General features: G+C 70.7%; 18 protein-coding genes. 11 read left to right on the top strand and 7 right to left on the bottom strand.

From position 1 onward, the window contains the following. The first annotated feature begins 482 nt into the window (after positions 1–482). The 4 genes from WMF46_RS35970 to WMF46_RS35955 all read left to right on the top strand — a co-directional run bounded on the left by WMF46_RS35970 (position 483) and on the right by WMF46_RS35955 (position 5,000). The gene (locus WMF46_RS35970) at positions 483–1,145 is read left to right on the top strand and encodes a hypothetical protein (RefSeq protein ID WP_437981339.1); all 663 of its coding nucleotides are present in this window, start codon (positions 483–485) and stop codon (positions 1,143–1,145) included. A 127-nt stretch (positions 1,146–1,272) separates the two neighbouring features. Next, a complete protein-coding gene (locus tag WMF46_RS35965; protein WP_437981338.1) occupies positions 1,273–1,542 on the top strand; it encodes a CBS domain-containing protein in 270 nt (89 codons plus the stop codon). 377 nt (positions 1,543–1,919) lie between these two features. Then, positions 1,920–4,148 (top strand): NADP-dependent isocitrate dehydrogenase, encoded by a 2,229-nt coding sequence (locus tag WMF46_RS35960; RefSeq protein WP_437981337.1) that lies wholly within the window; start codon positions 1,920–1,922, stop codon positions 4,146–4,148. A gap of 165 nt (positions 4,149–4,313) precedes the next feature. Next, positions 4,314–5,000, top strand: coding sequence for a pentapeptide repeat-containing protein (locus WMF46_RS35955; RefSeq protein WP_437981336.1), 687 nt, complete (start codon positions 4,314–4,316; stop codon positions 4,998–5,000). Between the two features lie 45 nt (positions 5,001–5,045). On the opposite strand, the gene WMF46_RS35950 is transcribed toward WMF46_RS35955, so the two are convergent. Then, complete coding sequence (locus tag WMF46_RS35950; RefSeq protein ID WP_437981335.1) at positions 5,046–6,590, bottom strand: hypothetical protein; 1,545 nt, start codon at positions 6,588–6,590, stop codon at positions 5,046–5,048. A gap of 224 nt (positions 6,591–6,814) precedes the next feature. Here WMF46_RS35950 and WMF46_RS35945 point away from each other — a divergent pair, with 224 nt between their 5' ends. Continuing rightward, positions 6,815–7,234 (top strand): GFA family protein, encoded by a 420-nt coding sequence (locus tag WMF46_RS35945; RefSeq protein ID WP_437981334.1) that lies wholly within the window; start codon positions 6,815–6,817, stop codon positions 7,232–7,234. A 39-nt stretch (positions 7,235–7,273) separates the two neighbouring features. Here the strand turns inward: WMF46_RS35945 and WMF46_RS35940 are convergent, their stop codons facing one another. After that, on the bottom strand, positions 7,274–8,599 hold the full coding sequence (locus WMF46_RS35940) for a hypothetical protein (protein ID WP_437981333.1): 1,326 nt from the start codon (positions 8,597–8,599) through the stop codon (positions 7,274–7,276). Between the two features lie 260 nt (positions 8,600–8,859). Between WMF46_RS35940 and corA the strand changes: the two genes are divergently transcribed. Further along, the gene (corA, locus tag WMF46_RS35935; RefSeq protein ID WP_437981332.1) at positions 8,860–10,065 is read left to right on the top strand and encodes a magnesium/cobalt transporter CorA; all 1,206 of its coding nucleotides are present in this window, start codon (positions 8,860–8,862) and stop codon (positions 10,063–10,065) included. 20 nt (positions 10,066–10,085) lie between these two features. Here the strand turns inward: corA and WMF46_RS35930 are convergent, their stop codons facing one another. Continuing rightward, the gene (locus tag WMF46_RS35930; RefSeq protein WP_437981331.1) at positions 10,086–11,195 is read right to left on the bottom strand and encodes a glycosyl transferase; all 1,110 of its coding nucleotides are present in this window, start codon (positions 11,193–11,195) and stop codon (positions 10,086–10,088) included. Positions 11,196–11,393: 198 nt separating this feature from the next. Here WMF46_RS35930 and WMF46_RS35925 point away from each other — a divergent pair, with 198 nt between their 5' ends. After that, on the top strand, positions 11,394–12,464 hold the full coding sequence (locus WMF46_RS35925; protein WP_437981330.1) for a PHP domain-containing protein: 1,071 nt from the start codon (positions 11,394–11,396) through the stop codon (positions 12,462–12,464). A gap of 45 nt (positions 12,465–12,509) precedes the next feature. Here WMF46_RS35925 and WMF46_RS35920 read toward each other — a convergent pair whose 3' ends face one another. The 3 genes from WMF46_RS35920 to WMF46_RS35910 are packed head-to-tail and all read right to left on the bottom strand — an operon-like array spanning position 12,510 to position 15,679. Next, positions 12,510–13,730, bottom strand: coding sequence for a DUF790 family protein (locus WMF46_RS35920; RefSeq protein WP_437981329.1), 1,221 nt, complete (start codon positions 13,728–13,730; stop codon positions 12,510–12,512). Beyond that, complete coding sequence (locus WMF46_RS35915; protein ID WP_437710556.1) at positions 13,717–15,213, bottom strand: DEAD/DEAH box helicase; 1,497 nt, start codon at positions 15,211–15,213, stop codon at positions 13,717–13,719. The genes WMF46_RS35920 and WMF46_RS35915 overlap by 14 nt, the downstream gene beginning before the upstream one ends. A gap of 55 nt (positions 15,214–15,268) precedes the next feature. After that, positions 15,269–15,679 carry a 6-pyruvoyl trahydropterin synthase family protein gene (locus WMF46_RS35910; protein WP_012239418.1) on the bottom strand — a complete coding sequence of 137 codons (411 nt, stop codon included), beginning with the start codon at positions 15,677–15,679 and terminating at the stop codon, positions 15,269–15,271. Between the two features lie 162 nt (positions 15,680–15,841). Here WMF46_RS35910 and WMF46_RS35905 point away from each other — a divergent pair, with 162 nt between their 5' ends. The 3 genes from WMF46_RS35905 to WMF46_RS35895 all read left to right on the top strand — a co-directional run bounded on the left by WMF46_RS35905 (position 15,842) and on the right by WMF46_RS35895 (position 18,343). Further along, positions 15,842–16,438: a YqgE/AlgH family protein gene (locus WMF46_RS35905; protein WP_437981328.1), complete on the top strand. Its 597-nt coding sequence runs from the start codon at positions 15,842–15,844 to the stop codon at positions 16,436–16,438. A gap of 25 nt (positions 16,439–16,463) precedes the next feature. Next, on the top strand, positions 16,464–16,931 hold the full coding sequence (locus WMF46_RS35900) for a Dps family protein (RefSeq protein ID WP_437981327.1): 468 nt from the start codon (positions 16,464–16,466) through the stop codon (positions 16,929–16,931). A gap of 149 nt (positions 16,932–17,080) precedes the next feature. Continuing rightward, positions 17,081–18,343, top strand: a complete 1,263-nt coding sequence (locus tag WMF46_RS35895; RefSeq protein WP_437981326.1) for a formylglycine-generating enzyme family protein — start codon at positions 17,081–17,083, stop codon at positions 18,341–18,343. An 85-nt stretch (positions 18,344–18,428) separates the two neighbouring features. On the opposite strand, the gene WMF46_RS35890 is transcribed toward WMF46_RS35895, so the two are convergent. Further along, positions 18,429–19,286, bottom strand: a complete 858-nt coding sequence (locus tag WMF46_RS35890; RefSeq protein ID WP_437981325.1) for a CvfB family protein — start codon at positions 19,284–19,286, stop codon at positions 18,429–18,431. 222 nt (positions 19,287–19,508) lie between these two features. On the opposite strand from WMF46_RS35890, the gene WMF46_RS35885 reads away from it, so the two are divergent. Further along, a complete protein-coding gene (locus WMF46_RS35885; RefSeq protein ID WP_437981324.1) occupies positions 19,509–20,297 on the top strand; it encodes a penicillin-insensitive murein endopeptidase in 789 nt (262 codons plus the stop codon). Positions 20,298–20,883: the final 586 nt, after the last annotated feature.

Here is a 20,883-nt window from a genome sequence, read left to right as displayed (position 1 = left end):
ATGCCTCCGGCCGCCGGCAGCCGCGCGGCGCACGCGCTTCGCCAGCGGCTGCGACCAGAGTGTGTTGGGGATGAGTGTGTGTACCTGACGCGGCGGCCCCCCGTGGCGTCCCGCGTGACATGTCACGCTCTCGACCGTGACATGTCACGCCCTCGACCGTGACATGTCACGCTCTCGACCGGCGGCGTGGACACGTTGAGACGGTGCTCCGGGAGCGTTGGAGAGGCGGCCTCGTCGCACGGTTCGCCGCGCGGCCGCCGGCCGCCCCGCGTGAGCATCAACAATCGCGCGCGCGAAGAAGGCTTCCTCGGCAGGGTCGGAGACTGACGGTTCAACGGCTCGACGGCCTCGCCGCCCTCGAAGGGGCGACGCTCCTGAGCCCGGATGCCGGGCACGGCCCCTGCATTGCGTGACACCGCGGTCAGGCTCCCGAGGAGCTCTATCGCGGTGATGACAACACATATCCATCCTTCGAAGGACTCATGAAAACTACATTTCTTGTCGTTGCAGCAACTTTGGGCGCGCTCTCGGTCGGCTGCGAAGGCCAGGCCTACGGGCCGGGGCCGTCAGGCAATGCGGACGAGATTGTCGGCGAGAACCAGCAGGCGCTCGGCGAGTTGACCTGCGCGACCGTCGCGCTGGTGCCCACGGGCGATCGGAACGGGATCGTGCGTACGACCATTGGTACGCAAGCGAGCCCGGACTGGACTTACAACGCAGGCTCGGATTGTCCTCATCAGTACGTCGTGGAGTACAAGAATATACCGGCCACGAGGTCAGCCGAGTATCTCAACATCCGAACGACCTTCTTGAACGGTACGGAGTTCGAGGACATCACGAACGAGTCGGACTGTGAGAGATCTCATTTGCTGACAGGGTTCTACGTCTGGCCCAACAGCGTCAACGGCTTACCCTATGTCTACAAGCAGGTTATTGATGGTCACTGGGATGGAAACAGCTGCGTCGGCGACGTGGACTGGCCCAACTCTACGCTGCCGCCCAACTTCGACTTTGCCGGTAACTACAAGGTTCGAGTCGCTGCGCGGGCCTACCATTGCGCCCTCGCCGACAGCTGCGACGACTACCTGCGCGCAAGCCTGCGGGTCCAAACCCATGTGGAGTGGACACCCACTCCTCCTGAATGAACGGCGGACTCTTCGCGCAGCAAGCCGGCTTCTTTTGTTCACGCGCTCGAGCTCGGCGACATCCTCGATGACCTGGAGCACGTCGACTGCCCGGCAGACCTGACGCACGATCAGCGAGCGGGACGTGATGACGCGGGTGATCTTGGCTCGGCGCGATCCGGCGGAGACCCCGGTCGCGGAGGTGATGACTTTCGGCGTCGTCTGCGTCGAGCTGAGCACTCCGGCGCGGCAGGCCATGGCAGTCATGACCGAGCGACGCTGCCGCCACCTGCCCGTGGTCCAGGATGGGCGGGTGGTCGGGATGATCTCGATCGGCGATCTCGTGCACTGGGTGAGCCCTGAGCAAGAGGCCGAGATCAAGATGCTGACCGAGTACGTGCAGGGGGTCTACAGCTGAGCGCCTGTCAAGGGCGACGTGTGCCTGCTGCCGGCCTATGACGCGCCGCGTTTTGCGCTCTGCGCCGCGCCCGAATGCGCGCCATAGCTCCCACGACCTCGCCATCTGACGCCCGCGACGCCGCCCGAGCCGCTCGTCGCGCACACCTCATCGCGCAGCGAGCCGGCTTCTTTTGCTTACGCGCTGCGCCGCGCTCCGGCTGCGGCTCCGCCACGGCCCGCCGCTCGTGCATCCGGCGGGCCAGGTCGGCGGCGCCGCGGCCCGGAGCCAGGGGCTTGCGCAAATTTCGGTGCCAGGCATTGTGCCGGTGCGACGGGCCCTTGGCACCGGGCGAAACCTTTCCAACAATCCCGACCCGTTCAACCCTCGAGAAAACAGTGGAAACGCAAAATTCTACCATCATCTACACGAAGACGGACGAGGCGCCGGCCTTGGCCACCTATTCGCTCCTCCCGATCGTCGAGGCGTTCACGAAGGCCGCCGGGGTTCGAGTCGAGACCCGCGACATCTCCCTGGCGGGCCGCATCCTCGCCAACTTCCCCGAGCGCCTGACGGACAGCCAGAAGCTAGGCGACCACCTGGCGGAGCTCGGTGAGCTGGCCAAGACGCCGAACGCCAACATCATCAAGCTACCGAACATCAGCGCCTCCATCCCGCAGCTCGTGGCCGCCATCAAGGAGCTGCAGCAGCAGGGCTATGCCGTGCCGGACTATCCCTCCGATCCGAAGACGGAGGAGGAGAAGGCGGTCAAGGCGCGTTACGCCAAGGTGCTCGGCAGCGCCGTGAACCCCGTCCTGCGCGAGGGCAACAGCGATCGTCGCGCCTCGCCCGCCGTCAAGGACTACGCCAAGAAGCACCCGCACTCGATGGGCGCGTGGAGCCGCGACTCGAAGAGCCACGTCGCTCATATGTCGGGCGGTGACTTCTACGGCAGCGAGAAGTCGGTCGTTGTCGACAAGGCGCAGGAGCTGAAGATCGAGCTTGTGGCCGGCGGCAAGACGACCGTGCTCAAGGCGAGCGTCAAGGTGCAGGCGGGCGAGGTCGTCGACGCCAGCGTGATGAGCGCCAAGGCCCTGCGCGCGTTCTACGCCGAGCAGGTGGCGGACGCGAAGAAGCAGGGAGTGCTGTTCTCCCTGCACCTCAAGGCCACGATGATGAAGGTCAGCGACCCGATCCTCTTCGGGCACGCCGTCAGCGTGTTTTATGCCGAGGCGCTCGAGAAGCACGCGGCCACGCTGGCCAAGGTCGGCTTCGACCCGAACAACGGCATCGGCGACCTGTACACGAAGATCCAGAGCTTGCCGGCAGACGAGAAGGCGGCGATCGAGGCGGACATCAAGGCCGTCTACGAGCAACGCCCGACGCTGGCCATGGTCGACTCCGACCGCGGCGTCACCAACCTGCACGTGCCCTCGGACGTGATCATCGACGCCTCGATGCCGGCGGCCATCCGCTCCAGCGGCAAGATGTATGGCACGGATGGCAAGCTCTACGACACCAAGTTCACGATCCCCGATCGCTCCTACGCCGGCATCTACAAGGCCACGATCGAGTTCCACAAGCAGCACGGGGCGTTCGACCCGCGCACGATGGGCACCTCGCCGAACGTGGGGCTCATGGCGCAGGCCGCGGAGGAGTACGGCTCACACGACAAGACCTTCAAGATCGCCGAGAGCGGCACGGTGCGCGTCGTCGACGCCGCCGGCAACGCCCTGCTGGAGCAGAAGGTCGAGGCCGGCGACGTCTTCCGCGCTTGCCAGACGAAGGACATCGCGATCAAGGACTGGGTCAAGCTGGCCGTCTCCCGCGCGCGCGCCACGGGCGTCCCGGCGGTGTTCTGGCTCGACGAGAACCGCGCCCACGACAAGAACCTGATCGCCAAGGTCAAGGGCTACCTGTCCGAGCACGACACCAAGGGCCTGGAGCTCCCGATCAAGAGCCCTGTGGAGGCGATCGAGTTCACGCTCGGCCGCATGAAGGAGGGCAAGGACACCATCAGCGTCACCGGCAACGTGCTGCGCGACTACCTGACGGACCTGTTCCCGATCCTGGAGCTGGGCACCAGCGCCAAGATGCTCTCCATCGTGCCGCTGCTGGCCGGTGGCGGCCTGTACGAGACCGGCGCCGGCGGCTCGGCGCCGAAGCACGTCCAGCAGCTGCAGAAAGAGAACTACCTGCGCTGGGACTCGCTCGGTGAGTTCCTGGCGCTGCAGGTCTCGATCGAGGACCTCGCCAACAAGACCAGCAACGCCAAGGCCAAGGTGCTCGCCAAGGCGCTGGACACGGCGGTCGGCCTGTTCCTCGAGAACAACAAGAGCCCGGCGCGCAAGGTCGGCGAGATCGACAACCGCGGCAGCCACTTCTACCTGGCGCTCTACTGGGCGCAGTCCCTCGCCAAGCAGACCGAGGACAAGGAGCTGGCGGCCAAGTTCGGCAAGCTCGCCCAGACCCTGACGGACAACGAGTCCAAGATCGACGGCGAGCTGATCGGCGCGCAGGGTAAGCCCGTCGACCTCGGCGGCTACTACCACTTCGACGACAAGAAGACGTTCGCCGCGCTGCGGCCCAGCGCCACGCTGAACGCGGCCATCGACGGCTTCTCCTGAGCCGCGCGGGGTCCCCGCCGAGCGCGCGTGTCCACAGGCGACGCGCTCGGCGGCCGCGGCCGTTCAACCACCGTACGACCGAGTCACGCTCCGGGTGAGCGCCTTGACGCCCACCACCCGACGATGACACCCTGTCTGAAATCGTGGGGTGGACTGGAGCAGGGAATGGCCGGACGAGGACGATCGAGCAGCGGAGACAAGCCCAGGCCCGGCGCTGGCGGCGGTGGAGAAATCGCTCCAGGGAAGCTGGATCCGTTCGAAGGGAAGGACTCGTTCGACGGCGAGACGTTCGATGGGCTCACCCTGGAACGAGCGGACCTGAGCGACCGAGATTTTTGCGGTTGCGTGTTCCGGCGTTCGAAGCTCGGTGAGAGCCGCTGGACGCGCGCTCGGCTCGAGAACTGTGTCTTCGAGAGCTGCGACTTGACCAAGGCCGACCTCACCATGCTGTCGCTGCGCGGCGTGGCGTTCAACTCCTGCAAGCTGATGGGCGTCGACTGGACGAACATCGCGAAATTCCCCGACGTGTCGTTCGAGGATTGTGACTTGCGGTATGTCATCATGGATTCGCTCGCGCTGCGCAAGACGCGCTTCGAGCGGTGCGCGATCACCGAATCGGTCTTCGCCGCGACGGACCTCGCCGGTGCGGTGTTCGAGGAGTGCCGATTCGCGGGGACGCGCTTCGAGGACTGCGACCTTAGAAACGCGCAGTTCTCTCGAGCCCAGGATCTGTTCATCGATCCGGCGAAGAACAACGTGAAGGGCGCCCGCATCCCGCTCGAGGCAGCGATCCTCCTCGCGGCCTCGTTCGGCATGCACGTGCTCGGATTCACGGAGAAGGACGGCAAATGACGGCCCGAGTCTCCGTGCGCTGAGGCCTCGAAATACCTGCAGCCTTCACGGCTTCGCGGCGCTCCCCAGCTCCGCCGGGAGCGCCGCGTCGAGCCAGGCCTCGAACGTGCTCGACAGCGCGCAGGTCGCCGCGCCGCCGCAGAGATCCGCGCGCTTCGCGGTGAGCTCGCCCTCGAGCGCCTCCCGCGTGACGCCCAGCACGCGCGCGCAGACGAGGTTCTTCGCCGTCTGAGCGACGTTCACGCCGCTGCCGGCCGTCACGACGATCGCCGCGGGCTTCTTGCCGCACGCGCGGCCGAGCGCCCCGGTCGCGCCGGCGTCCGTCGCTGAGAACGAGCCGTCCTGCACCGAGTGGAAATAGAACTTCGGCCCGGTCACACGCGGCGGGCAGCTCTTCACGCCGCAGTCCGCGCCGAGCCACGCGACGAAGGGACCGTAGGTCCCAAAGTCCGGCCGCATGTCGTGGTCGAGGTGCTCGATGCCGAGGCCGCCGGAGACGCTCGGGGCCTTCGCATAGGCGGACACCGCTCCGTTCGAGAACGTCCAGATCGGGCTCGGCGCCGCCGGCTTCGCGCCCGCGGCAAGCGCGTTGAGCTCGTAGGGGACGATGAGCTCGTCGTTGCCGTCGTCGTCGAAGTCATAGACGTTCAACGCGGAGATCGCGAGTCCGCCGGGCGCGACCTCGATCGTTCCGAGCGGCGCCGCGAAGCGCTTGCCTTCAAGGTCGATCCGCACGACCTCGATGTCGAAGGCGAGCGCCCGCGCCGCGCCCTCGCCGGCGCCCGCGAAGCGCGTCAGCGACAGCGCCCAGGAGCCGAGCCCCGCCGGCTGGCAGACCCCGAACTTCGGCAGGCGCGTCGCCTCGGCCGCCGAGACCTTCTCGGGCCCTTCGAGCTTCTGCGCGCCGGAGATGCGCGCTCGGTTCTGATCGAGGAGCTCCTGGCAGGCGCGCCGGTGCGACACCACGGAGCCGGCCCAGTCGAGCTTCGCGCTCGTCCCGTCGATCTGGAGCTCGTAGCGCGTGTCGGTCCACTCCAGCGTGACGCTCTGCTTGGCCTCGGCCCGGAACGGCGCGACGAGCCGGAGCTCGCCGCGCTCGTCGGCGAGGACCTCGTTCGACGGGCCCGCGTCGGGCGCCTCGCCGGCGTCGTCGGCCGCCACCGGCTCGCTCGGCTTCTCGGCCGCGGCCTCCGCGCTCGGATCGTGGATCACCGCGCGCACAGGGTGCCCGCCGGTCCCGTTCTTCTTCCGGCAAAGCAGCTCGAGCCAGCCGTCGAGGCTCTTCGCCTCGCAACCGAGGCCGACGGCCGCTGCGATCGACTCGCTCCGGCCGTCCTTGAAGGACGCCGGCGCACCAGGAGACGCCGGCGCGGTCGACGACGGAGTCGGCTCGGTGGGCGCCGCGGTCGCGGGCGCGGGGGCCGACGAGGCCGCCTCCGCGGCGGCCGGCGACGCTGTCTCCGCGGCGGCCGCCGCCGGTGCGCTCGAGCCGGCGCTCGGCCCCGAGCTCGCCGCCGGCAGGCCGGCCTCCTCGGATTTCTGACAGCCAGCGAGAATCCCCAGCAGAAAGCAAGCGCTCAAGGTCTTCATGGTCCGGTCCCCTCGATCCAAGCAGCCTGCGTACCAGGTCGGAGGCACGGGCGAAATGCCGCTGCCCGTCGCTGCCGGTCCAAGGAGCGGCCGCGGCGCGTGTCGGGGCGGCCACGGCGTCGTGTTCCGGGCGCGTCGGGCGGGCCGAGCTCGATCCTCGCCGGCCAGATCGGGTAGGCTGAGCATCCCATTCCATCGCGGCGTCAGGCGCCTGGAGAGAGCAGATGAGCGAGTCCAGCATTCACGGGGGTTGCCTTTGCGGGGCGGTGACATTCGACGTCGATCCGCCGTTCAAGTTGATGGTCCATTGCCATTGCTCGCGGTGTCGCAAAGGCACGGGCACGGGCCACGCCACGAATCTGGCGGTCGATCCAAGCCAGCTCCGATGGCTGTCAGGGGAAGAGGCCATCACGCGTTATGAGCTGCCCACGGCGAAGAGCTTCGGGAAGTGGTTTTGCAGTCACTGCGGGTGTCCCGTCCCGCGCCTGAGGCGCGCCGGCAACATCGTGGTCGTCCCGGCCGGTTCGCTGGATACAGCGCCGCCCATCTCTCCGACGGATCACATCTTCTGGGGATCCAGAGCGCCGTGGGGGTGCGAAAGCGGAGGGCTTCCAACCCACGATGAGTACCCGGCGTCGTGGTAGGACGACCGGGCGTGTCGTCCCCTTGAGCGCGGTGCATGGTCAGCGGGTCACGCTGCTGTCCGGCCCGGCGCCCTTGGGGGGCTCGTAAGGCTCGGGGCTCTTGCCGACGGTCCTGAGGTTCACGAGCTTGTTGAGCAGGTCGAACCAGAACGGCGCGCCGAGGGAGGCGGCGGCCGCGGTCATGAGGATGCCGGGGGTCAGGAGCCTGTCGAGCACCCCGCGGATCCAGCCGACGATGCCCTGGCCGAGGATCGCAGCGATCGCGCTCCAGAGCTTCGGGACGCTCGTGTGCTCGGGGGCCTTCACGCCCCAGGTGATCTCGATGTCGAGCCCGGCGAGCCGGGAGCGAGCGCTGCTTCCCTCGGCGATCGCGGCCATGATGTCCTCGTTCTGGTTGGTGCCGCCGGCCTGGGGCGCGGCGCGGGGCGGCGACTTCGCGATCTCCTGCGCCGCCGCGATCAGCCGGGCGCGCACCACCGCGTCGCGCGAGAGGGCGCCCGCGAGGCGGATGCTGTCGGCGTTGAACCCGACGCAGAGGACGAGCGCCGTCGCGCTGATGATCAGCTGCGCGCGGCGCTTGTACCGGCCGGCGGCCCGGTCCATGGCGTCATTGAACCAGCGCTCCAGCCGGATGTTGGCCTCGCGCATGTCCTTGACCGTGGAGTCGACGATCGTGGTGAGCGCGCGCCGGAGGTCGCTCTTCGGCGGCATGCTCCGGATGATCTGCTTGAGCTCATCGAGCGGGTCCTCGTCGCGGCTCGGCGCCGCCGCGATCTCGCCCTGCGCCGGCGCGGCGGCGCTCGCCTGCGGCGCAGGGACGCCGTCGCTCGCCTGCTGCAGGGGCGCGGAAGCGGCGTCGCCCGCCGGCGCAGGCGCGGCGCCGGTCTGCGAAGGCGTGGCGCCGGCCTGCGGGGGCGGCGCCGCGGCGCTGTCGGGCCAGGGGACGTGCCGCAGGGTGTCGATGAGCGCGGCCACGAACGCGTGCGACGGGATGTAGGACGGACCTACCCAGCCGTACTTGAGATCCTTGATCAGCGGGTGCTCGCGGAGCTTCGCCGCGAGCGGGCTCGGGAGCGGCCCTGGCATCACCCGGGTGCGCACGAGCTCGAGAGCGCGCCGCGCCGCGCGCTTCATGGCCTGCTCCAGCGGGGAGCTCTTGGGGGCGGCGGTGTCGGCGGCGCTGGGCGATTGCTTCACGTGCGCGTCGAGCTCGCTGTCGGCCAGCATGATCTCGATGCTCTGCGCCAGGTTGATCGCGCGCAGCCGGAGCACGCCGGCGAGCGCCTCGTGGATGGCCGAGCAGAGGACGCTGAGCAGGAAGAAGACGCTGACGAGGCCGATCGCGATGTCGAGGGTCGTTCCCATGGGCATCCGGAAGGGCAGGGCGCGCGGCGGCGCGAGGCGCAGGCCGGCGCGCGTCGCGCGCTCCCCCGGCCAGCAGGGACAGGGAGGAAGAGGCGGCCCTGCGAGCGCCCGTTCCCCGCCGCGGCCCGACCAGCAACTCCCCTCCGCGGCCCGATCAGCATACGCCACCCGGCGCCGCGGAGCGAGCGCGAGAGCGCACGTCATCCTGCGCGTCATCCCGTGCTCGATGCCGCGCGATCTTGGTCTACCATCACGCCCCCGTGACGAGCACCACCCTACCCCCCGAGTCGCGGCGCAGCAGCGTGCCGCAACCGCACGCCGCCTGGGTCCAGGAGAGGGCCGACCTCGACCGGACGACGCTGCGGCCCAGGCGCGCCCGGCTCGTGCACGAGCCCCCGCCGGCGTCGCCGCCCGGGACGCTCGTCATCGAGGAGACGCAGCGGCCGAAGATCTTCGTCATCGACTACGACGCCGAGGTCGTGTCCGAGAAGGAGATCCAGAGCGTCGACGAGTGCATCCCCTACCTCACGGACGACCGGCCCTCCATCACGTGGGTCGATGTCCGGGGGCTCGGGCACAAGGGGACCTTCGAGCGGCTGGGCGAGATCTTCCGTGTCCACCCGCTCGCGCTGGAGGACATGGTCAACGTGCCCCAGCGGCCGAAGGCCGACGTCTACGGCGGCGAGCACGTCCTCATCATCGCGCGGATGGCGCAGGTCAACGAGCGCTGCGTGCTGCGCACCGAGCAGCTGGCCATCCTTGTCGGCAAGAGCTTCGTCCTGACGGTGCAGGAAGAGGCCGACTGGGACGTCATGGAGGCCGTGCGGGAGCGAATCCGCACCGGTCGGGGCTCGATCCGGGAGCGGGGCGCCGATTACCTGGCGTACGCGCTGCTCGACGCGGTGGTCGACGGCTTCTTCCCGGTGCTCGAGCGGATGGGCGAGCACATCGAGGACCTGGAGGTCGAGGTCATCGACGCGAAGCGCCGGATGTCGAAGCCGATCCACGATCTGAAGCGGGATCTGCTCACGCTGCGTCGCGCCATCTGGCCGCAGCGCGATCTCGTCAACGCGCTGCTCCGCGAGGACAACCCGCTCATCGCAAAGGACACACGGCTCTACCTGCGCGACACGTACGATCACGCGGTGCAGCTGATGGATATGGTCGAGACCTACCGCGAGCTCAGCTCGGGCCTCATGGATCTCCACCTCTCCGGGATGTCGAACCGGATGAACGAGATCATGAAGGTGCTCACGATCATCTCGACGATCTTCCTCCCGGTCACCGCCATTGCGGGCATCTACGGGATGAACTTTCACCACGAGAGCTCGCCGTACAACATGCCGGAGCTCGACTGGTATTACGGCTATCCGTTCGTATGGTGCCTGATGCTGGCGAGCGTCGTCGGGCTGCTCATGTACTATCGCCGCAAGGGCTGGATCAGGAAGGACAACGACGGCGCCTGAGCGGCGGCGAGCGCGGCGCGTCAGCGCTCCTTCGCGGGCGCGTAGAACGCGAGGTTCCCGAGCAGGCGCGGATCGCCGGGGCGGCGGGCGAGGGCCTTGCGCAGCGCCGCCTCGCCGGCGGCGAGCTCGCCGACGTGGAACGCGCTGGTGGCGACGAGGTCGAGCAGCTTGTGCTCGTAGACCTCGGCGTCCACGAAGAGGGTGGCCTCGGCGGGGAAGGGGAGGGCGGCGCCGCGGGAGGCGAAGAGGTAGGTGAGCGGCCAGCACCGCTGTCCGTACCAGTGCCAGGCGACGGCGAAGAGCGGCTCGGCGCGGTGCGGGCTGTGGGCGTGGGCGTCGAGGTAGCGCTGCTGCACCTCGGGCCAGGAGCGCCCGAGCGCGGCGGCGGCGCGCGCCATGCGGAACAGCGATTCGTAGACCTCCTCCTGCCAGCCGCCGAGCGCGGCGCGCCGCCTGTAGGCCTCGAACGCCTCCGCGTGCCGGCCGAGGCACTCCAGCGTCTGCGCGAGGTAGAAGGCGGCGCGGCCGTCGCCGGGGGATCGGGCCAGCGCGGCGGAGAGCAGCTCCAGGTCGCGCTGCCACCTCCGGGTCTGGGCGGCGGCGTCGCGGCGAGAGAGGTCGTGGACGATGTGGGCGTCGGGGACGCGGATCGAGGGGGGCGGCTCGCCTTCCCTGGAGAGCACCTCGTGGGTGGCGCCGACGTAGCGCCACCCGGCCGAGGCGCGGGCGAGCCGGGCGGAGTCGTAGACGGAATCGCCGTAGTGCACGCGGACGTGGTAGGCGCCGTGCCCCGGGCCCGACGCGTCGCGGCGCTCCTCGCAGAAGCGACGGAGCGCGCCGCCCGCGACGAGGCGCTCGTCGCCGCTCAGCATGAGGGTGAACACGGCCGCGTCGCCCGCGAGGTCGAGGGCGCGGCTGCGCGTCGCGCCGAAGTCGACGAAGGGCTCCTCGACGAGATCGCCGGGGACGCCCGCCATGGCGGCGCGCGCGAGGGCCTGTGTGCCGTCGGTGGAGCCGGTGTCGAGGAGGGTGAACCGGTCGACGTGGGGCCTGGCCGAGGCGAGGGTCTCGCGGATGGAGGGGGCCTCGTCCTTGACGATCATGACGAGCGCGAGGAGGGGGAGCGTCACGGGAGCAGTATGCCGCCGGACGCCGGTGGACCGGGGTCATTAAAAATTGAAGAAGAGGCGGCGCGCGCATGCGTGCGCCACCTCGCGCGCGCCGGAGAGCGGGAGAGGTAACGCGCGGCGGCGGAGGTGTGGGCGCGCTCTCCGCGAATTGGTCGCGGCCCTGGCGTTCTGTATACTCTCCATGTCATTGCAATGAACATGCGCGGACGCTGGAGCGCTCTCCTGTTCATCGGCGCAGCGGCGCTCCTCGCGCTCGCCGGCAGGGCGGAGCGCGCCTCGCCCGATTCGGGCTCTGCTCCCGGAGGGCACGGACCGCCGGGCCGCCCGCGCTTCGAGAAGGCGCTCGACGTGGAGGTGTTCCAGCGCGGGAACATCCACACGCACACGTCCCTGAGCGATGGGGACAGCGAGCCGCGCGACGTCGTCCGCTGGTACCGCGAGAACGGGTATTCCTTCGTGGCGCTGACAGAGCACAACCAGCGCGTCGATCCCGCGATGTTCCAGGAACCGTCGTCGACGTCCAATTTCGCCGTGATCCCCGGCGAGGAGGTCACGATGTGGGCCGAGGGGAAGGCCGTGCACGTGAACGCGCTCTGCACGCGGGCGACGATCGGCGGGGGCGCCTTCCTGACCAAGGGGGAGGCGCTGAAGTGGGCGATCGGGCGTGTGTGGGCGGAGGGGGGCGTGGCGCTCATCAACCATCCGAATTTCGACTGGTCGTTATCCGCCGGCGACCTCCTGGCGGCGCCCGCGGCGGAGCTCCTCGAGATCCACAGCGGGCACCCGTACGTGTACACGGACGGCGACGCCACGCGCCCGTCGCACGAGGCGCTATGGGATGCGGTGCTGACAATGCGCGGCGCCGCGGGAGGGGGGATCGTCGGCGTCGCGGTGGACGATCTGCACCAGCTCACGGCCGGCTCGGGCGCGCCGCCCGCGGGGCCCGGCCGCGGGTTCATCGAGGTGTTCTCGCGGGAGGCGTCGCGCGCCGCGATCTGCAGCGCGCTCGCCGGGGGACGGCTCTACGCGTCGTCCGGGGCCAGGCTGCGGAGGATCGCGATCGCCGGGGACGCGTTCTCGGTCTGGCCGGTGGCGGCGGGCGCGGTCGTCGAGTTCGTCGGGCGCGGCGGGCTCGTGCTGGAGCGGCAGCAGCCCGCGGAGGGGCGGGCGACGTACCGGCTCCGCGGCGGGGAGCGGTACGTGCGGGCGCGGGTCACGCGGCCGGACGGCAAGCGGGCGTGGACGCCGGCGTACGCGACCGTGGAGTAGGGGCGGGCGAGGGCGTCGCGGCGCCGGATTGCTCTCCGCAGCGGCTCACGCCCCCCCGCGCTTCCCGTCCAGCCGCGCCAGCACCGCCCGCGGCGACATCGTCGCCCGGTAGACATAGATCTCCCCGGCCTCGTCGTCGCCCAGCACCTCCTCGCTCACGCGGAGCTGCTTGCCGACCGCGAGCAGGATCCTCGCCGGAAACCCCTTCCGGATCAGCTCGACGCGCCGCCACACCGCGTCTCGGCTCCAGAACCCGAACGCCTCGAGGTACACCTCCTCCCCGGTCTCCGCGTTCAGGAACACCAGATCAGGGACGCACACCACCTCTCCGGGCAGCGCGAACAGCCGCTCGTTCGGCGACACGGTCCAGGGCGACCCGAGCTTCCTGAACCCCTCGCAGAACGCGTCCAGCTCGGGCGTCGTCTCCGCGAGCTCGCGCCCGTGATACAGGAGGCCGTCCGCCGGGCCGATCTCGACGGCGAGCGGCTCCTTGTCGCGCCCCCAGCGCAGGTCGGCGCGCAGCCGGAACGAGGCGCACGCGAGCACCGACGGCAGGAACATCGCGAGCCGCAGGCCATACCGCTGCACCGCGTCGAACAGGCTGAACGGGCCGTCGAGCGCGATCGTGTAGCCGGAGACCGGATCGCCCTGGACCACGTGGATGAGCCCGTGAAAGCGCGCCGCCCGGAAGATCCGCCGGTAGCGCTGGGCGCTCTCCCCCTCGATGCGGATCGTCACCTGCGTCGCCCGGAGGAGGATCGACTGCGCCAGCGCCAGGTTGTACCGATCCAGCAGGATCTCGGGCGCGTCCGCGGCCGCGCGCCGGAGGATCTCGGCGCCGCGCAGGTCGGCGTAGAGGCCCGCCTCGATCGCGGCGGGCGTCGTGCCGAGCCGGGCGGCCACCTCGTCGAGCACGGCGGCCCGGTCGAAGCGGGCGCGGACGTCGAGGGCGCGGTGCGCCGCCGCCGCCGCGTGGAACAGCTCGCGCCGGAGCGCCTCGGGATCGACGCCCTCCTGCACCTCGTACTCGGAGCCGTCCTCGAGCACCTTCCTCAGGCCGAGCGAGGCCACGCGATCCCGCGCGGGCACCTCGATGGCGTCGAGCGCGGCCTCGACGTCGTCGCGGCGCTCGCCGACGCGCTGCGAGAGGATGTCGAGGTACGCCCGCGCGACCGGCAGCAGGCGCTCGGCGGCCGCCCCGCGGAGGTACTGCGGCACGACGAGCCCGCCCCGGCGGCGGACGCGGACGAGGTCACTGGTAAGCAATGTGCTCCCGGCGCTTGTCGCTCACCCGCTGCTCGCTCGTGCCGAGGGCCACGAGCTCGTAGAGGATCGCCGTCTTGTTCTCGCTCCGGCGCAGGATGCGGCCGAGCCGCTGGACGTGCTCCCGCACCGAGCCGCTGCCCGACAGGACGATCGCCACGTTGGCCTCGGGCACGTTGACCCCCTCGTTCAGCACCTTCGAGGTGACCACCGCCGACAGCGCGCCGCGGTTGAAGGCGTCGAGGATGGCGCTGCGCTCCTTCACCTTGGTCTGGTGGGTGATGGCCGGCAGCAGGAACTGCCGCGAGATCTGGTAGACCGTGGCGTTGTCCTCGGTGAAGACCAGCGTCCGGTCGGCGCGGTGGGCGTGGAGCAGCCGGGCGAGGACGTCGATCTTGCCGGGCGCGCACAGCGCGAGGCTGCGCTGGCGGCGGTACGCCTCGAAGGCGCGGCGGCCGGCGTCGGACTGCGAGCTCAGCAGGATGAACTGGCCCCACCCCTCGGGCATGCGGATGCCGTTCGCGCGCAGGAAGCCGATGTACACGGCGCGGGCCGCCTCGTACGCGGCGCGCTCGTCGTCCGAGAGCGGCACCTCGAGCCGGACGACGTCGTAGGCCGCGAGGTACTGCCCGGAGAGCTCGGTGATCTCCCGGCGGAAGACGATCGGGCCGATGAGGTCGTCGTAGCCCCGGCCGTCGGCGCGCTCGGGCGTGGCGGTGAGGCCGAGGCGGAAGGGCGCGAGGCACATCTTCGCGGCGAGCGCGTACGACGGGCTCGGCAGGTGGTGGCACTCGTCGAAGATCACGAGGCCGAACCGGGCGCCGAGCCTGTCCATGTGGGCGTGCGCGGAGTCGTACGTGGTCACCGTCAGGTCGAGGACGTCGTGGTAACCGCCGCCGAGCAGGCCGATCGGGACGCCGAACGCGGCGGAGAGCCCGTCGTACCACTGGTTCAGGAGATCCAGGGTAGGGACGACCACGAGCGCGCTGCGCTGCCGCGCGGCGATCGCGAGCGTCGCGACGAACGTCTTGCCCGCGCCCGTCGGGAGCACGACGACGCCCCGGCTGCGCCGCCCGGCCCAGGCGTCGAGCGCCTCGCGCTGGTAGGGGAACGGGTCGTGCTTGGCGAGCGGCGCGAGCGGGAGCGCCTCGTACTTGCGGGCGGCGTCGGTGAACGGGACGCCGCGGGCGCGGAGCCTCAGGACGAGCTCGGCATAGTCGATCGCCGGCACGCGGTAGACGCGCTCCCGCGCGTCCCAGCGGCAGGACGCGGGCAGGCACGCGGGGTCGAGCGGCGCGCCCTCGGCGGGATCGCCGGCGTCGCCGCCGTCGGGCTCGTCCGCGCGCTCGTCTGCGTTCGATGGCAGCGCGCTGCTGTCGAGCGCGGGCGAAGGCGCGAGCGCCGGGCGCGGGGCGAGGCCTTCGATGCGGAGGGTGCCGCCCTGAAAGCTCAGGACGATCGGCGCTGTGCGGACCGGCTCGGTCATCGGCGCGCTCTTTTGCCGCGGTCAGGGCCGCGTGCCAAGCGGAGACGCCCGGCGCTCAGGCCAGCTCGGTCGGCATGACCGAGGCGCCCCGGAGCGGCGCGCGGTAGCGCACCCAGACGAGGGGGGACTCGTTCAGCGTGATCGTGAGGGCGCTGCCGGCGCTCACCGGGAGCTTGCGGCCGAGCTCGCGGTGGATGTAGCGCGCGATGAGCTCGGGCGTCGAGCGCTTGCCCTCGAACGCGGGGTGCTCGTCGAGGTTCCGGTAGTCGATCTCGGCGAGCACGGCGCGCAGGCTATCCCGCAGCGCGCTCGTCTCGACCACCTGGCCGAGGGGCGAGAGCTCCTCGCGCTCCACCTCCACGCTGACCGTGTACGTCGCGCCGTGCAGGCGCTGCGCAGGGCCGAACTGCACGCCCTTGAGGCTGTGGGCCACCATGATGTGATCGCGGACGCCGACGGTGTACATGGCTCCACTATACCCGCCGCGCCGGCGCTGGAGGGAGATCCCAATCGCCTGTCGCGGCACGCCGGAGTAAGGTGGGGGCGATTCCCCGTCCGGCCCCCGCCGCGGCGGACGGGTTCGTGCGGGACGCAGTGACCGGTTGACCGTTGCGAGGGAGGATCGCCGATGAACAGCGAAGCGAGCGTGCTGGCCCCAGGGTTCCTCATCGCGTCGCCGCCGCTCGGCGATCCGAACTTCGACCGGACGGTCGTGCTCCTCGCTGTGCACAGCGAGGGCGGGGCGCTGGGGTTCGTGGTGAACAGGCCGGCGCCGATGACGCTTGGGGAGCTCCTGTCGTTCGCGGGTTATGGCAACGACCTGAAGGACCCGGCGCCGGTTTACCTCGGCGGCCCGGTCCAGCCGAGCTCGGGGTGGATCCTGTGCCTCGATCCGGCGCTCGGAGCCGAGGAGACGGGCGTGATCCCGGTGGGCTCCCGGGTGCGTGTCACGTCGTCCCGGAGCGCGTTCGACACGCTCGCGGCCGACGCGGTGCGTGGCACGGCCGCCGCGGACCCGCGGCGCAGGACGGTGCTCCTCGGCTACAGCGGCTGGGGGCCCGGCCAGCTCGAGCGAGAGATCGCCGGGGGCGCGTGGCTGCCCGTGGCCCTCGACGAGGGGATCCTGTTCGACGTGGCGGCGGACCAGCGCTGGGAGCAGGCGTATGCGCTGCTCGGCCTGCGCCCGATCGAAGTGATGTCGATGCGCAGCATCGGAGAAGCCTGAGAGCACACGACACGAGAGGAGTCCTATGGAGATCAATATCGGAATCGACCCCAAGAACCGCGAGCTGATCGGCGCGGGGCTGGGACGCGTCCTCGCTGACACGTACACGCTCTATCTGAAGACCCACAACTTCCACTGGAACGTCACGGGGCCCATGTTCCAGACGCTCCACCTCATGTTCGAGCAGCAGTACAACGAGCTGGCGCTCGCCGTGGACCTGGTCGCCGAGCGCATCCGGGCCCTCGGCCTCCCCGCTCCTGGGACCTACAAGCAGTTCGTCGCGCTCTCGACCATCAAGGAAGACGACGGCATCCCCAAGGCCACGGACATGATCAAGCGCCTCGTCGAGGGCCACGAGACGGTCGCGCGCACGGCGCGTGAGCTCTTCCCCGTGGCCGAGAACGCCAACGATCAGCCCACCTGCGATCTGATCACCCAGCGCCTGCAGGTCCACGAGAAGACCGCCTGGATGCTGCGCAGCCTGCTCGAGTAGCCCCCGCGTCGCGGCCGCCGGCCGAGCTGCGGAGAGGGGAGCCCTCGAGGCAGCCGGCCGGACTGGAGCGGCTTGACAGCGGTGAACGAAGGGGGTGACGCTGTCGGGTCATGGGTGGAACCTGGGCGAAAGCTGGTTGGATCGGCGGGGTGGGAGCGCTCGTCGCCGCCGGATGCTCGGACCTCATCGGCGCGGACTGGGAGCGGTACAAGCCGGGCAACGGTGAGGGCGCGGCGGCCGGGAGCGGCGGTGAGGGCGCGGCATCCGGGAGCGGCGGTGAGGGCGCGGCATCCGGGAGCGGCGGAGAGGGCGCGGCATCCGGGAGCGGCGGAGAGGGCGCGGCAGCCGGGAGCGGCGGAGAGGGCGCGGCGGTCGGGAGCGGCGGTCAGGCGGGGGGATGCGGGGTGAACGGTGACGGCGGCAGCGGCGCGGGCGCAGGGGGCGGCCCAATCTCGTCGATGACCCCGAGCTGCCTGACCCTGACGACGCGGTGCGGACCGGACGGGATCAGCTGCTGCGACAGCCGGCTGGTGGACGGCGGCGCGTACACGAGGAGCTATGAAGACGCGACGGGCTCCGCCGAGCAGAGGCGGGCGATCGTGAACGACTTCTGGCTGGATACCTACGAGATCACGGTCGGCCGGTTCCGTGAGTTCGTCGAGGCGGGGAAAGGAACGCGGGAGAGCCCTCCCGAGGCCGGCGCCGGGGAGCACCCGGCGCTTCCTGGCAGCGGGTGGAAGGACAGCTTCGTGCAGTTCCTCCAGCCGGACACGGCGACGCTGATGGTGGAGCTGAGGAAGTGCACCCCTCCCGATCGCGACACGTGCAGCGCTATCGGGGCGCGCTGCTCGACGTGGAGCGACACGGTTGAATCGGACGACGACGAGCGCCGCCCCATGAACTGCATCACCTGGCACGAGGCGATGGCCTTCTGTGCGTGGGACGGCGGGCGATTGCCGACAGAGGCCGAGTGGAGCTACGCAGCGGCGGGCGGCGACGAGGAGCGAAGCTATCCGTGGGGCGATACGGCCGACGAGGACCGCGCGGTCTTCGGCTGCTACGGGTACACGGAAGCGTCGGGCCGCCCATGCACGATCGCCGATCTCCTGCCGGTCGGGTCCAGATCGAGCGGTGACGAGGCGACCTCCGGGGATGGAAAGTGGGGGCAGGCGGACCTGGCAGGGAGCCTGTGGGAGTGGACGCTGGACGGGTACAGCGACGAGTATCCGATCTCATCGCAGCGCTGCGAACTCTGCGACAACTGCGCGAACCTGACCGCCGGCTCCGAGCGCGTCATGCGCGGCGGGTGCTTCGACGACGATATCGAGAACCTCACGACATCCCATCGCCTCCCTAGCAAACCCGCCGAGCGCTACTACGGCATCGGCGCCCGGTGCGCGAGGGACAGGTAGCCGTCGCCCGCGCGGCGCTCCGGACGCGGCGTCCGCCGCGGGGCGTCGCGCCTCCATTCCGCCCGTTCCGCCCGTTCCGCCCGGCTCAGCGCGCGTTCTTGATGAGGAACCCCTCGCCGTCGATCGCCACCGCGCGCTCCTTCAGCAGGCGGCCGACGGCCCGCTTGAACGCCTTCTTGCTCAGGCCGAAGAGCGCCCGGATCTCCTCCGGGCTCGATCGATCGCCGATCCTCGGCGCGCCCGGGCGCGAGAGCCGCGCGAGGATCTCCTGCGCGTCGCTCTCGACCTCCTCGTGCGCGTGACCGCGGAGCGAGAGATCGATCCTCCCGTCGGGCAGCACGCTCGCCACGCGGAACCGCCCGGCCTGGCCGCGGGAGAGCGCGTGCGGCTCGTCGGCGGGGAGCAGGCCGACGAACCTGCGCTCGACGATGACGAAGAGGCCGATCCCCGGCTCGTTGCGCCACGCCTCACCCTCGACCCACTCGTCGAGATCGAACTCGCCCTGGTCGCGCAGCATCTCGCTCACGCGCATCGTCCCCGCGAGGCGTCCGGTCCTGTCCACGAGCAGCCCCACCGGGTGCCGCTCGCCGACCCGCGGGTCGCGGGTCTGCTCCGCGCGGGGGACGAGCAGCTCCTTGAGCAGGCCCCAGTCGACGAAGGCGCCGAAGGGCGCGACGTCGGTGACCGCCATAAAGGCGACCTCGCCGAGCGTGACCTTCGGCCGGCGCGTGGTGGCGATGGGGCGATCCTCCGAGTCGAGGTACACGAAGACCTCGAGCTCGTCCCCCTCCCTGGCGCCCTCGGGCACCTCGCTGCGCGGCAAGAGGAGCACCGGCGCGTCCGGGCGAAGGTCGTCTGGATCGGCCGAGAGGAAGGCGCCCGGCGGGCCGAACCGCCGCACCGGCAGGGTCACCACGCGCCCGAGGAGATGGTCGTACGGCATCGGCGCGCAGTCTTGCACAGGGCGGGGGCGCGCGGTCGGCCGGTCGCGTCTCTTTTGGCGCGATGACCTCCGATCCCACAAATCAGTTGAAACTGCCTGAAAGACGACGAATGGTGAGCTGCCGAGGCGCCAGAACGTCAGGAGTTGGAACTCCTCTTGGCGCGCTTGATGGTTCGTTTCTCGCTTGAACGACGTGATCGATCGTCCAGGAAGCCGAACGGGGTGAAGCTCCTCCAGGTCCTTCGGGGCGCGCCGCCCCCTGTGGCTCCGCGAGCGACGAGCGCGCCCCGTCGGGCGTGGAAGCGACTCGCTGTCGCCGCCGGTCTCCTGCTCGCCGCGCCTATCGTCGTGGCGCACGGCCGCGTCTGGCTCGACGGCGCGGAGCCGTCCGAGAGCGCTGGCAGTCCCGCGCGCGGCCGGCTGCTGCACGGGCACCCGCTCCGCCCCTCGGGGCCAGGCTATGTGACCTACTCCTACCTGGGCGCCAGCCTCGGACGCCAGTACGTGCACGGCGCGGTTCGCGACGCGCTGGAAGAGGCGTTCGCCGCGTGCGCGGCCGCCAGGCCAGGGCGGCGCTTCGTCGTGGGGGAGACGGGCCACCGCGATGGCGGCCCGTTCTGGCCGCACCGCACGCACCAGAACGGGCTCAGCGTCGATATCTTCGTCCCGCTGCGCGACGGCGCGGGGCGGCCCGCGGAGGTGTCGACCTATCCCTGGAACAAGCTCGGTTATGGCCTCGAGTTCGACGCGCAGGGCCGCTGGGGCGAGCTGACGATCGATTTCGACGATCTCGCGCGGCTCCTGTCGGCGCTGGACGAGAAGGCCAGGACAGGGAAGCTCCGGATCCAGCGGATCATCCTCGCGCCGGAGTACGTGCCGTTGCTGCTCGCGAGCCCCGCGGGCCGCAAGCTGGGCTCGCTCGCAGGGGTGATCCCCCGCGGCCCTGTGTGGTGGCGGCACGACGAGCACGTGCACATCGATTTTGCGCTCGCGGCCGGCGGCCCGCGCTGAGCGAAGTCATCGACGGGTGATGGCGCCGCAGCCGCTCGCGCTGCTCTTTCTGCCCGCCCCCCGCCACGACCGAGTCAGGCCGTTCGCTCCCCTCCACGCACGAGGCCGATGGCTTGACGAGCCGGTTCCATGACGTTACCGCGTTCCATGACGTTACCGCTGGGAAGGCCTGCGAGCGGCGCGGGTCGCGCGTCGCGCAGCGGTGAGGCGCGGAGCCCGCCATGGACGACAGCTCCGGATACCGCATGTACGTGTTCCGCAGCGGCCGCCGCGACGTCCCGGGGCGGCGGCTCGTCGACGAGCTCGCGGGCGACCTCCGGGCGATCGCCGGCCCCGGAGGCGCGGCTCCTCGTTCCTCGCCGCCGGCGACGCCCTGGTCCGCGCGGGCGTCCCGCGCGCCAGCCTCGTTTTCCTCGGCTCCCGCGCGCCCGATCCCGACGCGCTCGTCGCGCCGGACGGCGCCCGCCGCTGGCGGTCCTTCCGCTCGGAGCGCGCCGAGGGCGGGGCGCAGCTCCCCGGCGACGCGGGCGAGCCCATCGGCGCCGGGGCGTGGCGCCGCCGCTGCTATGAGGACGAATCGCGCTGG

This window comes from Sorangium sp. So ce117 (genome assembly GCF_051524395.1).
Taxonomy (GTDB): Bacteria; Myxococcota_A; Polyangia; order Polyangiales; family Polyangiaceae; genus Sorangium; species Sorangium cellulosum_B.
This window is presented reverse-complemented; position numbering and strand designations above follow the sequence as displayed.

Bases quoted from the DNA above. Each gene is read 5' to 3' on its own strand.
- WMF46_RS35945 (WP_437981334.1), top strand. From the start codon at position 6,815: ATGAGCGAGTCCAGCATTCACGGGGGTTGCCTTTGCGGGGCGGTGACA.
- WMF46_RS35925 (WP_437981330.1), top strand. From the start codon at position 11,394: ATGCGCGGACGCTGGAGCGCTCTCCTGTTCATCGGCGCAGCGGCGCTC.
- WMF46_RS35970 (WP_437981339.1), top strand. From the start codon at position 483: ATGAAAACTACATTTCTTGTCGTTGCAGCAACTTTGGGCGCGCTCTCG.
- WMF46_RS35890 (WP_437981325.1), bottom strand. From the start codon at position 19,286: ATGCCGTACGACCATCTCCTCGGGCGCGTGGTGACCCTGCCGGTGCGG.
- WMF46_RS35950 (WP_437981335.1), bottom strand. From the start codon at position 6,590: ATGAAGACCTTGAGCGCTTGCTTTCTGCTGGGGATTCTCGCTGGCTGT.
- WMF46_RS35955 (WP_437981336.1), top strand. From the start codon at position 4,314: ATGGCCGGACGAGGACGATCGAGCAGCGGAGACAAGCCCAGGCCCGGC.
- WMF46_RS35965 (WP_437981338.1), top strand. From the start codon at position 1,273: ATGACGCGGGTGATCTTGGCTCGGCGCGATCCGGCGGAGACCCCGGTC.
- WMF46_RS35940 (WP_437981333.1), bottom strand. From the start codon at position 8,599: ATGGGAACGACCCTCGACATCGCGATCGGCCTCGTCAGCGTCTTCTTC.
- WMF46_RS35910 (WP_012239418.1), bottom strand. From the start codon at position 15,679: ATGTACACCGTCGGCGTCCGCGATCACATCATGGTGGCCCACAGCCTC.
- WMF46_RS35900 (WP_437981327.1), top strand. From the start codon at position 16,464: ATGGAGATCAATATCGGAATCGACCCCAAGAACCGCGAGCTGATCGGC.
- WMF46_RS35905 (WP_437981328.1), top strand. From the start codon at position 15,842: ATGAACAGCGAAGCGAGCGTGCTGGCCCCAGGGTTCCTCATCGCGTCG.
- WMF46_RS35915 (WP_437710556.1), bottom strand. From the start codon at position 15,213: ATGACCGAGCCGGTCCGCACAGCGCCGATCGTCCTGAGCTTTCAGGGC.